This is a genomic window from Rhodococcus sp. IEGM1428 (assembly GCF_050321865.1).
Taxonomy (GTDB): Bacteria; Actinomycetota; Actinomycetes; order Mycobacteriales; family Mycobacteriaceae; genus Rhodococcoides.
In genome coordinates this window covers 43042-55739 of record NZ_JBNQFW010000007.1, presented here as the reverse complement: position 1 = coordinate 55739, position 12698 = coordinate 43042, and the positions used below count along the sequence as shown (strand labels likewise).

10 protein-coding genes and 1 pseudogene are annotated in these 12698 nt (G+C 63.4%); 4 read left to right on the top strand and 7 right to left on the bottom strand.

The window, feature by feature from the left end:
- Positions 1–195 precede the first annotated feature (195 nt).
- The 3 genes and pseudogenes from ACQR3T_RS25080 to ACQR3T_RS25070 all read left to right on the top strand — a co-directional run bounded on the left by ACQR3T_RS25080 (position 196) and on the right by ACQR3T_RS25070 (position 2847).
- Positions 196–1572, top strand: coding sequence for an NAD-dependent succinate-semialdehyde dehydrogenase (locus tag ACQR3T_RS25080; RefSeq protein ID WP_428695283.1), 1377 nt, complete (start codon positions 196–198; stop codon positions 1570–1572).
- A 68-nt stretch (positions 1573–1640) separates the two neighbouring features.
- Positions 1641–1937, top strand: a pseudogene (locus ACQR3T_RS25075) (antibiotic biosynthesis monooxygenase family protein).
- Positions 1938–1983: 46 nt separating this feature from the next.
- Positions 1984–2847, top strand: coding sequence for an alpha/beta fold hydrolase (locus ACQR3T_RS25070; protein ID WP_428695282.1), 864 nt, complete (start codon positions 1984–1986; stop codon positions 2845–2847).
- Between the two features lie 2 nt (positions 2848–2849).
- Here the strand turns inward: ACQR3T_RS25070 and ACQR3T_RS25065 are convergent, their stop codons facing one another.
- Positions 2850–4202, bottom strand: coding sequence for a cytochrome P450 (locus ACQR3T_RS25065; protein ID WP_428695281.1), 1353 nt, complete (start codon positions 4200–4202; stop codon positions 2850–2852).
- Positions 4203–4287: 85 nt separating this feature from the next.
- Here ACQR3T_RS25065 and ACQR3T_RS25060 point away from each other — a divergent pair, with 85 nt between their 5' ends.
- On the top strand, positions 4288–4905 hold the full coding sequence (locus ACQR3T_RS25060; RefSeq protein WP_428695280.1) for a TetR/AcrR family transcriptional regulator: 618 nt from the start codon (positions 4288–4290) through the stop codon (positions 4903–4905).
- A 73-nt stretch (positions 4906–4978) separates the two neighbouring features.
- Here the strand turns inward: ACQR3T_RS25060 and ACQR3T_RS25055 are convergent, their stop codons facing one another.
- From ACQR3T_RS25055 to ACQR3T_RS25030, 6 genes are all read right to left on the bottom strand, one after another.
- Positions 4979–6343, bottom strand: a complete 1365-nt coding sequence (locus ACQR3T_RS25055; RefSeq protein WP_428695279.1) for an acetamidase/formamidase family protein — start codon at positions 6341–6343, stop codon at positions 4979–4981.
- Positions 6344–6424: 81 nt separating this feature from the next.
- A complete protein-coding gene (locus ACQR3T_RS25050) occupies positions 6425–6883 on the bottom strand; it encodes a hypothetical protein (protein WP_428695278.1) in 459 nt (152 codons plus the stop codon).
- 191 nt (positions 6884–7074) lie between these two features.
- Positions 7075–8763, bottom strand: a complete 1689-nt coding sequence (locus ACQR3T_RS25045) for an ABC transporter family substrate-binding protein (RefSeq protein ID WP_428695277.1) — start codon at positions 8761–8763, stop codon at positions 7075–7077.
- A gap of 35 nt (positions 8764–8798) precedes the next feature.
- A complete protein-coding gene (locus tag ACQR3T_RS25040) occupies positions 8799–10700 on the bottom strand; it encodes an ABC transporter ATP-binding protein (protein WP_428695276.1) in 1902 nt (633 codons plus the stop codon).
- Positions 10693–11613, bottom strand: coding sequence for an ABC transporter permease (locus tag ACQR3T_RS25035; protein WP_428695275.1), 921 nt, complete (start codon positions 11611–11613; stop codon positions 10693–10695). The genes ACQR3T_RS25040 and ACQR3T_RS25035 overlap by 8 nt, the downstream gene beginning before the upstream one ends.
- A 32-nt stretch (positions 11614–11645) precedes the next feature.
- A complete protein-coding gene (locus ACQR3T_RS25030) occupies positions 11646–12626 on the bottom strand; it encodes an ABC transporter permease (RefSeq protein ID WP_032394960.1) in 981 nt (326 codons plus the stop codon).
- Positions 12627–12698 lie beyond the last annotated feature (72 nt).

The following is a 12698-nucleotide window of genomic DNA, read 5'->3' as shown; positions in this document are numbered from 1 at the left end:
GTCGTCAACTTTAATCTTCGAACCCGCCGCTGTGCGTGCCTGTGGGGTATCCCTCCACCAGCCGTTCTAAGTTACCGACCAGTACGGCGCTCAAAGGATTTCGTGGCCTTGCCCCGGGCTGCTCCTGACCACCGCCGGAGCATCCGATTTGCCCGAATCGGAACAACGAGCCCCTCCCCGACCGTTGAACGGATCATGACAACCTACAAAACTGTCAATCCTGCCGACGGCACAACTGTCAAGGAATTCGAGACTCTGGACGCGGCCGGCGTCGAGCGCACACTGGCCGACGCACACGCCGGTTTCCAGACGTGGCGCAAGACCTCACCGAAGCACCGTGCCGAAATTCTGCACAAGGTCGCCGATCTCTACACCGAGCGTTCCGACGAACTGGCCCGGACGATCTCGATCGAAATGGGTAAGCCCCTCACCGAATCCCAAGGCGAGGTCGAGCTGTCGTCGAACATCTACCGCTACTACGCCGACAACGGCCCCGCGCTGCTCGAGGACGAAAAGCTCGACGTCCCCGGCGCGGAAGACACAGTGCTGCAGCGCAAGCCGGTGGGTGCCCTCGTCGGCGTCATGCCGTGGAACTTCCCGTACTACCAGGTGGCCAGGTTCGCAGGCCCGAACCTGATGGTGGGCAACACGATTCTGCTCAAGCATGCGCCCAATTGCCCGCAATCGGCGCTGCTGATGGAAGAGATCTTCCAGCAGGCCGGACTACCACAGGACGCGTACATCAACATCTTTGCGACCAACGATCAGATCGCCGACATGATCGCCGACCCACGAGTGCAGGGTGTCTCGCTCACCGGCAGCGAGCGGGCCGGAACCTCCGTCGCCGAAACCGCCGGACGCAATCTCAAGAAGGTCGTCCTCGAACTCGGCGGATCGGACGTGTTCATCCTGCTCGACTCCGACGACATGGACGCCACCGTCGAATCCGCGACCCGGGCACGGCTGTCCAACGCCGGTCAGGCCTGCAACGCCGCCAAGCGCATCCTCGTCGCCGAGGAGTACTACGACGACTTCGTCACCAAGCTCACCTCATCGTTCGAGGCCGTGCAGACCGGTGACCCGCTGGACGCGAACACCACGCTCGGCCCACTGTCGTCGCAGACCGCCGCCGATACGTTGATCGAGCAGATCGACGACGCCGTCGCGAAGGGCGCGACGCTACTGACCGGCGGTAAGAAGATCGATGGACCGGGTGCATTCGTCCAGCCGACTCTGCTCACCGACGTCACCCCGGACATGCGCGCGTACAGCGAAGAGCTCTTCGGACCGGCAGCGGTGATCTACAAGATCGAAAGCCCGGAGCAGGCAATCGAATTGGCGAACTCCTCGGCATACGGCCTCAGCGGCTCGGTGTGGAGCACCGACCTCGACAAGGCCCGTGACGTCGCCGAGCAACTCGAAGTCGGCATGGCCTTCGTGAACGAACACGGCACCACCTTGCCCGGCCTGCCCTTCGGCGGAGTCAAGCGTTCCGGCGTCGGCCGCGAACTGGGACCGTGGGGCATGGACGAGTTCGTGAACAAGAAGCTCGTCAGAGTTTCCGCGAAGTAGTTACTGTTGGCATGGCTCTGCGGGCAGTTGTCCGGGGAGCTTCGTCATGCCGCGGTCATACTGTCTCGATGATCGTCGAACATGCTCTGCTACACGTCGTCCCCAGTCGAACCGACGAATTCGAGGCCGCGTTCGCCGACGCGAAGTCGATCATCTAATGGATGCCGGGGTTCATGAATCTGACACTGTCCAAAGGCATCGAGCAGCCCGATGTCTATCTACTGCTGGTGGAGTGGGAACGCCTCGAAGACCACACCGAGGGCTTTCGAAAGTCCGACCAGTATCAGGGCTGGAAGACTCTGTTGCATCACTTCTACGAGCCGTTTCCCAGCGTCGAGCATTTCGACCCGATACTGCGGGCGTAGGAGATAGGTTCGATTCTCGACCCCTCGCCGCTTCAAGGAGACACTCGTGGCCAACGCTTCGTCGTTCGTATCCAAGCAGGACGACATCGAAATCAACACCTACACCTGGGCTACCCCGGCCGACCCGGCTCGCGGCGTCGTGCAGATCGCGCACGGACTCGCCGAACACGGCAGCCGCTACTCCCGATTCGCCGCCGCCCTGAACGATGCCGGATTTCATGTCGTCGCGTCCGATCATCGCGGCCACGGGCAGTCGATCGTCGACACTCCGGGTGATTTCGGTGCCGCCGCGTTCGCCGGGTTGTGGGCCGACATCGAGCAACTCGGCGAATCGCTACTGAACAAGTACCCGGACCTACCACTGTTTCTGTTCGCCCATTCGATGGGTTCATTTGCTGCACAGCATGTTCTGATCGAACGCTCGGATCTGTACGAGGGTGTGGTGTTGTCGGGATCGACCACGCTCGACATCCTCGCGGCCGGAATGGCCGACGCCCCCGCCGGCGACCTGAGCGTGTTCAACGCCGCCTTCGAGCATCGCACCGGGTACGAGTGGCTCTCACGTGACGAGGCCGAAGTGGACGCCTACGTCGCCGATCCGCTGTGCGGCTTCGACCTCCCGGAGTCGACGGTCCCGGCGCTGTTCGGTGAGGCCGAGAAGCTCGCCGATCCACACAACCTCGAGCAGATCCGCACCGACCTGCCGCTGCTCATCACCTCGGGAACCGACGACCCGCTCGCAGACGGCGGACAGTTGATCGAAACCCTCGCGTCCCGATACCGCGAGGCCGGCATGAGCGACGTCACCGTCACCCTCTACCCCGGTGCCCGCCACGAGATCCTCAACGAGACGAACCGTGACGAGGTCACCGCGAACATCATCGGCTGGCTCAGCGACCGCGCCGGCTAGGACTACCGCCGTCGAAGCTGCACGGGCTGCCCGTCCTCCGGGAAGGGCAGCGACGTGAAGTTCAGCGGCGCAACGTAATCGGGATCTACCGACCAGTCGAACCGCAGCAGCAGATGGTGCATGATCGTTTTGATCTCCGCACCCGCGAAGAACATGCCGATGCACTTGTGCACGCCGCCGCCGAACGGTTCCCACGCATAGCGGTGCACCTTGTCCTCCCGGCGATCATCGGCGAATCGGCAGGGGTCGAATTTCTCGGGGTTCGGCCAGTACTGCGCCATGTGATGCGTGAAATGCGGGGCAACCGACACATACGTCCCTGCGGGAACGAACTTGCCTTGCACCTCGGTGTCCTTGACTGCACGGCGAGCGACGACCGGAGTGGGCGAGACCAAACGCAGGCATTCCTTCATGACCAAGTCGACACTGCGCAATTCGTCCAATTGCGCGAGCGTCGGCGCATCCGTGCCCAGCGCCTCGGACTCGGCACGGCACGTGTCCTGCCACTCCGGATGCTGGCCGAGGTACTGCATCATCGTCGAGAGTGTGATCGTCGACGTGTCATGGGCAGCCATGAGCAGGAAGATCATGTGGTCGATCACTTCGTCGTCCGAGAAACGCTCGCCGTTCTCCCCTTCGATGTGGCAGAGAACCGAGAAGAGGTCGTCGGTTTCCTGTGCGCGCCTGGCCGGTAGGTAGCGGCGGAAGAAGTCGTCGAGCACAGCCCGGCCGTCGAGTCCCCGCTTCCACCGCGTTCCCGGAACCCGATAGCGCACGATCGAGGTCGCGGCCTGGACGCACGCCACGAAACTGGCGTTGAGTTCCGCGATGTCGGCGTCGGTGCTGTCCTCGGCACCGCCCATGAAAATGCTCGTCGCAACTTCCAGCGTCAGGGCTTTGAGCGCGGGGTAGACCTGGAAGTCGCGTCCGCCCTGCCAGGCGTCCAATCCTGTTGCCGTGACCGGGTTCAACGCGTCGACGGACTTGGTGAGGCGGTCCCGGGTGAAGGCCTGCTGCATGATTCGGCGGTGCCGCAGATGCTCCTCGGAGTCGAGCAGCATCAGACCGCCGTGGAAGAAGGGCCCGATCAGCAGGGACCACCCGTCGCCGTTGACGAACGCCTTGTCCGCGTTCTGCAGCACCTGCTGGCACGCGTCGGGACCGAGGACGGTGATCCACTTCTGCCCGGCCATCGTCAGCCACGACACTTCGCCGTACTTCTCCCACCGACTCCCGAGCAGTTTCAAGGGGTCGCGGATGTACTCGAGGGTGTGGCCGACGACGGGCAGACCGCCGTCGCCGAACACCGGTTGTAGCGTCGAATCAGCAGGTGGAGCTGCGAGAGCACGGGACATTGTCGACCTCCATCAATCTGACAGAGCGTCCTGTCAGATGAGATGTAGTCTGCGTCACAGTTATCTCCTCTGTCAAGATCTATCCATGGCCTCCACCACCCGCCGCTACAACGGCATGAGCGCCGACGATCGCCTTGCCGACCGTCGCGCCCGACTGCTCGAGGCCGGGCTCGAAGTGTTCGCGGCAGCCGGGGCGAAGGGCGCAACGATGACCGCCATCTGCGCTCGCGCCAAGCTCACCGAACGCTACTTCTACGAAAACTTCAGCAGCAGAGACGATCTCCTCGAAAAAGTGGTGGATTCGATCTCCGACGAGATTCGAGCCAAGGCCATGGACGCACTGCACTCCCCCGCACCTACCGTCGAGGAACAGGTGCACAACGCGATCGCCGCATTCGTCGACGTGCTCACCGAGGACGCACGCAAGGGCCGCGTCGCGATGATCGAATCGCTGGCCGTCGACTCACTTCGGGCGTACCGACGAAAGTCCATGCGCGCGTTCGCCCATCTGGTGGCCGAACAATCGCGCGAGCTCTACGGTGAGCAGGCCTTTCCGCAACCGCAGTCGGAGATCAACGGCCTGCTGTTCATCGGCGGACTCGCCGAACTCGTGATCGCCTGGCTGAACGACGAAATAGACATCACGCCTGCAGACATCGTCGACGCCGCAACACGACAGTTCATCGCGACGGCGCACCGCTGAGGTGCCTTCGGCAGTGGCGTGAGTAAGTGCCGCGGACGGCACTTGTTCGCACCACCGCGCCGAAGGCGCACTCCTACCGGCCGAAGTGTGCCTTCGAGATTTGCCCGTGCACACCGACGGTCTTGTCGACAACCTGCGAGACGGTGAAGTTCGCGGCCGCGGACAGGTACGCATACGCCGTCGCGCGGTCCATGCCGAGATCCGTCTCCAAGAAGTTCAGAGCATTCACCACTGCGCGCCGCATCGCCGCGTTGAGATCCGAACTCTGGCCACCGACGGCACCGTCCGGATCGGACAGGCCGATCGGGATCCACGAATCCTCGTTCTCGGCAAAGGGATACGAGTACGCGACGGACGGGGCGTCGCCGCTACCGGCCTTGCAGACGGTGAGACGGAAGGTTCCGCGCAGCGATCCCTCCATCGCGGTCAGCGCCACCTCCCCGTCGCCCATCGCCATGTGCGGATCACCGACGTAGAACAACGCACCCTCCGCAAACACCGGGAGGTAGAACGTCGATCCGACGCTCAGCAGACCGACGTCGATGTTGCCGCCGCCGAGCGTCGGGGGAATCGAGTTGGCGTTCGGGGACGTCAGACCCGGATCGCTGGCGAACGCAACGCCCATCATCCCCATGAACGGTCGCAGCGGAAAGCGCACTGCCGCATCGCCGTACCGCATCACGCCCTGCCCGTCCTCGACTGCGGTGAACGTGGACACGTTGCCGTACTGCGTCGGGTCACCCGACTTCCTGCCGTCGCCTCCGATCGGCGGCATGACCTCGTCGAGGCTGATTCCCGCAGGTGCCTCACCGGACGCAGTGACCGCCAGAGCGCCCTTGCCGTGCCTGCTGGACACCACGCCGTACGGAACGCGTGGAATCGCTTCGAGCGTCTCGATCTTGAGCACGTCGCCGCGCTGCGCACCCTCGACGAACACCGGGCCCGTCACCACGTGCGGTCCGTCGACGTCGAAGTTGCGCACCGTCCGGCCGTACCCGCCGGCGATGTCGATCGCGTCCTGAAGAACATCGGACTCGGAAACACCTTTACCGCCGAAGAATTCGACGGGATCGCGGCCCTGGTCTTCGAGGATCCCTTCGTGGCTGAGCGCGTCGATGGTCACCGTCTCGCCGGACTTCATCTGCAGCACCGATTCGGACTCGACCGTCGGGACGTACCCCCACAGGACCTTGTCGACCTCCGAGCTCAGGTAGTGATCGCCGGAGATGTCGCCGGCTCCGGGCTGAAGAATCCCGGCGGCGGTAGTTGCCGGTGCCGATGAACTCGCAGCGGCAGTGGTCGTCGAGGACGTCGAACACGCTGCCGTTCCAGCAATTCCGACGCCCGCTCCCAGCGCGGCCACCGCCTGGATGAATCCGCGACGACCGATCCCCTTGGTGATCGTCTCCGCTGCCTGCTCCGCCATCGACCGCGCCATGGTGCCTCCTGAATTGTCCGAATCTCGAACGTAGATCAGGGGTGTTTCTCGGCAGTTACGAACGCGCGTCGCCGCAATTGCTCAGCTGGGGTCGCTGCCGCCGATCGCCGACCACCAGAGCGCGGTGACTGCGGCCAGCAGACTCACTGCGACGAACTGAGCGAACCCTCCCCCGTCGACGATCAGCCACAGCAGCCCGATGAAGGGGCCGGCCACCGCGGCGGGGGCGTCGAGCATGATTCGGCGGCGCAGCGATCCGAATCTTTTACTGCGGGTGCGTAGGTCGGATTCGTTGAGGCGCGGAGCATCGAGCGGGGCACCGGGAGGCATCGACGACCGACGACGACCCGACGGCAGCGCAAGAATGCCTGGTTCGATGACAAAGGCGCGACGACCGAGGATCGACCCACTGATGCGGGCAGCGGCATCGGGAACGATCGCCAGCAGCCCAGTGTGGAAGTAGACGGGGTACCAGGCCCGACTGCCGTTCTCGTGGACCTCCAGGTATCCACGCGAGCGCATCCGGTGTTGAAACCGCACTCGCCGCAGAGTGGTTCGACCAGAGGAGCGCATCGCGGATCGAGCGGCGAGCAGAGCACACCCCGCGGACGAACCCGTCCAGACGAGCACGACGAACGCAACCAACAGGCCGAGTGGAGTGACGAAAGCGGTCGATGCCGCGACAACCAGACTGATTGCCGCGACACCGACCGGATAGCCGAGCCCGTTCTTTATTTCAGGAACCCGACCTTCGACATGTCGATGTCTCCGAATCCTGGAGCACCGAAGTTGGCGAGATTGGACTTCGTCGCGTACGTCGACGGACGCTGGAACATTGTCAGGCTGTGCCCCTCCGCCCAGATCGCCTTGTCCGCCTCGTTGTAGTCGGCGATACGTGCATCGTCGTCGAGCTCGCCGGCCGCCTTGTCGAGCAAACCGTTGATCTCCTCGGATCCGACCTGGCCGTAGTTCTGCAACGTACTGCCGGGCGTCAAACGGAAGATGCCGTCACTGCTGGACGTGTACGGCGTTCCCTCCCAAGTGAAGTGGGTGACATCGAAGGCACCCACCAAGATGTACTTCTCGAAGAAGTCGTCCGACGGCACCGCATCGATGATGAGGTTGGCACCGACGGCCTTGAGGTTCTGCTGGATGATCTGTGCTTCCTGCGTCGCATTGGGAGTATCGGCCGGAATGATGTCGTGCAGATCGAGCTGCTGACCGTCCTTCGAGCGGAACTCACCGTTCATCGTCCACCCCGCGGCATCGAGTTCGGACTTCGCCTTCTCGGGGTCGAAAGTGACATCGCCGTTGTTGGCCTGGTAGCCCTTCTGACCGTCGACGTAGATATGACTGTTCAGCACCGTCGGGCTCGACGTGATCTGGCCGAGCTGGGACGTAGCCAGGTAATCGCGATCGATCGCTTTCATCAGAGCCAGCCGGACGGCCTTGTCCGACGTGATCCGGCCCGACGCACCGTTGAAATCGAAGTGGCGGTACTGCGGACCCAGGCTCTGCCGTAAGTCGACGTTCGGGATACCCCGGGCCACCTTGAATGCATCAGCACTGCTGCCCAATTCGTAGTAGTCGACCTCGCCGCTCTGCAGCGCTCCGACGGAGGCCGTCGAATCGAGTGGGAGGTAGGTGATGGTGTCGAGGACCGCTGGGTTCTCACCCCACCAATCCGGGTTCCTCTCGACGACGATGCGCTTTCCGCCGGGCTCGATGTTCCGAACGCGGAACGGCCCCGCGGTAGCGGGCATCGTGGTCACCGATCCGGTGTTGAACGCCTCGACGGTGTTCACCGACTCTGCAGGCATCAGGGGCACGAACAGCGAACGCCAGTCGCCGAATTTTTCGTTGAAGGTCAAGATGACCTGCTGGTCGTTCTCGCCCCGAACCACCGATTCGACCTTGTCGTAACCTGCGGTGGACGACGCCTCGTAGGCCGGGTCTTTGCCGCTGTTGGCCGTCCATGTCGCCACGAGGTCGGTGTAGTCGAGCGGCCGACCGGTGCTCCACTTGGCTTTCGGGTTGATGTTGTAGGTGACGACCTGTTTGCCGTCGACCTCCGATTCGGTGATGTCGGTGAAGTAGTCCGACGCAGTAGTCAGGCTCGCATCGGCCGCCGCGGTGAACGCCCTCGGCATCAATGCAAGGTAGTACCGTGCCGCATCGACTGTGGTGCCGTCGATTTGGTAGTAGTTGTAATTGGTCGGCACCTGCGAGAGCGGGAAGTTCATGTTCCCGCCCTGTTGCAGATCGCTGATCGGATGCGGATTGATCTGCGCTCCGCTCTCGAAGGACGCAGGCGCATCGGGGTTGGGCCCGGTATCGCCTGAGCTGCACCCCGCAACCAGTCCCACAGTGGTCACGGCCACCGCGATCGGGACCAGTGCCCGAAATAGCTTGGCTCTCATCAGTTCACCTTTCTCAGTGTGCCGTATCTTGCGGGTCAAATGGCGTCGGCCAGTTTTGCGGCCTCGGCGATTCGGGCTCGTTGGAGCACGGGATCGGGGATGGGGATGGCTTTCAGAAGTGCCCGTGTGTACGGGTCCTTGGGTGCGTCGAAGATCTGCGCCGTCGGGCCCTTCTCCACGAACACTCCGTTGCGCATCACGGCCACTTCGTCGGCGAGGTGACGCACCACCGACAGGTCGTGCGAGACGAACAGATACGCCAGGCCGAGCTCTTCCTGCAGATCCTGCAGTAGGTTCAGTACACCAGCCTGGATCGACACGTCGAGCGCAGACACAGGCTCGTCGAGGACCAGGATCGACGGCTTCAACGCCAAAGCCCGTGCAATACCGACACGTTGACGCTGCCCGCCGGAGAATTGGGTGGGATACCGATCTGCGAGCTCGGGACGCATTCCGACGGTGTCCATCAGTTCCCGAACCCTGCGGGTGCGCTCGTCGACCGGGACGCCGTTGATCTTCAACGGCTCGGCGATGATCTCCCCCACCGGCATACGGGGATCGAGCGAGCCCATCGGGTCCTGAAACACGATCTGGATGTGTGCGCGCAACTTCCGTTGCTCGGCCCGGCTCAGGCTGTAGGGCTCGACGCCGTTGATCTCGATCGAGCCTTGCTGCGGCTTCACGAATTCCATGATCTCGAGCAGGGTCGTCGACTTGCCGCAGCCGGATTCACCGACGATGGCCAGAGTGGATCCGGCGTGCACGTCGAAGCTGATGCCTTGTACGGCAGGTACTTCCCCGGCCCGACGCCGCAGCACGGAGCCCTTGAACATCGGGTAGCTCTTGTGCAGATCGGTCACCGACAGCACCGGAGCATCCTTCGGCACGGTCACCACCAACTCCGCCGGGGCCTCCGACCGCGGAGCACCCTCGAATTCCGCCTCCACCGACTCGGCCGTAGCCGCATCGATGCGGATGCACGCCGCGCTGTGATTCGGGGCAACCTGAATCAACGGCGGTTCGCCTTTGTCGCAGGCCTCCGTGTGCAACGGGCATCGGGGCCCGAACGGGCAGCCCGTCGGGAGATTCACCAGAGCGGGCGGCGTGCCCTCGATGGGCACCAGCCGCTCCTGCGCGGGACGATCCGGGCGAGGGACGGAGCCGAGCAAGCCCACGGTGTAGGGCATGGACGGGTGTGCGTACAGCTCGTCCACCGGAGCAGTTTCGACGGCACGACCGGCGTACATGACCATGGCCCGATCGGCAACGCCGGCAACGACTCCCAGGTCGTGCGTGATGAACACGACGCCCGCTCCGGTGACGTCACGGGCCGTGCGCAGCAGGTCGAGGATCTGCGCTTGGATCGTGACATCGAGAGCAGTGGTGGGCTCGTCGGCGATGATGAGATCGGGATCGTTCGCGATGGCCATCGCGATGACGACGCGTTGGCGCATACCGCCGGAGAACTCGTGCGGATACGACTTCGCCCGTATTTTCGGATCTGCGATGCCGACCAGATCGAGCAACTCCAAGGTGCGCTCCTCGACCTTTGTCTTGCTCAGCGACGGGTTGTGCACGGAGATCGCTTCGGCGATCTGGTCGCCGATGCGGTAGATGGGAGTCAGCGCCGTCAGCGGATCCTGCGAGATCATCGCCACCGAACGCCCACGCTCACGGGACATCTCACGATCGGACAGACCGAGTAGCTGACGGCCGTTCAGCTCGATGGACCCGGTGACGCGTGCGCTCTGCGGGAGCAACCCCATGACGGCCAGGGACGAGACCGACTTACCGGAGCCGGATTCGCCGACGATGGCCATGACCTCGCCCTTGTCGATCTGATAGTCCAGACCACGGACTGCCGTGACGCGGCCTTCTTCGCTCGGGAAGCTGACTTCGAGTCCGCTGACCTTCAACACCGGCACAGTCTCAGCCACGTGCCTGTCCCCTCGTCGAGTTCGGATCGAATGCGTCGCGCAGGCCGTCGCCGACGAAGTTCGTCGCCAACACGATCAATACCAGTGCGCCACAGCAGAACGCGAACAGCCACGGATACGTCAACGCGGACGACGTCCCGTCCGCGATCAGTGTGCCGAGCGATACGTCGGGCCGCTGGACACCGAAGCCGAAGTAGCTCAGCGACGCCTCACCGATGATGGCAATACCCACGTTGAGCGTGACGTCGACGATGAGGATCGAGGCCATCGACGGCAGCACGTGCTTGCCGATCACGCTGCTCGGCGTTGCGCCCATGTACTTTGCGGCACGGATGAATTCGCGCTCGCGCAGCGATCGCGTCATCGCCCGGATGATGCGCGAGGTGATCATCCACGCGAACGCCGCAAGCAGCAGCACCAGGATGAAGAAGCTCTTGTCGCGAAACAGCGGCGAGCAGATCGCGATGACCAGGAAGCTCGGGACGACGAGCAGAACATCGGCGACCCACATCAGGGCGCGGTCGGTCCAACCGCCGAAATACCCCGCGACCGCACCGACAACACCGGCGAGCACCGTGGAAATCAACGCGACAAGCATGCCGATGATCAGCGACTTCTGCAGACCACGCAACGTCTGAGCCAAGACGTCCTGCCCGATCTGGTTGGTGCCGAACCAATGCCGGGTGGTCGGCGGCGAGTTGAGCGCGTACGCGTCGAGTTCCTGGTAGGTGAACGGGATGAAATGCGGGAGCACGAATGCGCCGACGAACATCGCCACGAGTACCACGATGCCCACCAGCGCCGGCCGGTTGCGCAGGAACCGGCGCAACACCAAGCGCCTGCGGGTGATCGGAGCCGTCGAGTCGCTCGGGCCGTCCACCGCGGTGATCTCGGGAACCACGGGTGTCGCCATCGCCAGTCCTTTCTTTCGTCCGAGGTGGTGGGTCAGTCCGCGTAGCGAACGCGCGGGTCGAGAGCGGCGGTGAAGATGTCGGTCAACATGCCGGAGACGAGCACCGACAGAGCCGTGAACAGCGAAACCGCAAGCGTGATGTTGATGTCCTGACTGGTGATGCCGTAGATCAGCCAATCCCCCATGCCGTACCAACCGAAGACGCGCTCGGTGAACGTGGCACCGGTGATCACCGCGCCCATACCGAACGCGAACAGCGTCGCCATCGGGATCAGAGCAGTACGGAAACCGTGCTTGAAGATCGCGCGGCCGCGGGTGAGCCCTTTGCCGCGCGCCGTGCGGATGTAGTCCATGTTCAGCTCGTCGAGCATGGAGCTGCGCATGTAGCGGCTGTAACCGCCGATGGTGAACAACATCAGCACGACGGTCGGCAACAGCAAATGCTGTGCGCGGTCGATAATTTCGTTCATCAGACCGGGGGCGAGCGTTGTCGACGTCTCACCGGTGTATTGGAAGAACTGGCTACCGGTGCTCTGATTGACCTGCACAGCAAGGTATTTGAGAACCGGTGCCAGAACCAGGATCGGAGTGCTGATGAGGATGAACGTCACGACAGTCGCGACGTGATCGAAGATCTTGTACTGCCGGACGGCACCGTACGCACCGACGAGCGTTCCGAGCACGGCGCCCAGGACGGTGCCGAGCACTACCAACCGCAGCGAGACGAGGATGCGTCGCCACAGTTCGTCGTTGACGGAGCCGGCCGCGATGGTCTGACCGAAGTCACCATGAAGTACTGCCCACAGCCACTTCAGATAGCGCAGCACGGGGTTGTCGTCGAGATGCAGCGCCGCGCGCTTGGCATCGAGTACAGCGCTCGACGGCGGCGGATTGCGACTGAGCAGATTGGACAGCGGATCGAACGTGAGCGAGGCCAGAAGGTAGGTCAGAAACGTCGCGATGAGCAGTAGGACGACGTAGTTCAGCAACCTCCGCGCAAGATAACCGCCCACGCGCAACCACCTTCCATCGAGCACCACGGCCGTGCCCGATGGCACTGCTCTCGGCATTGTTCACACCGCGTG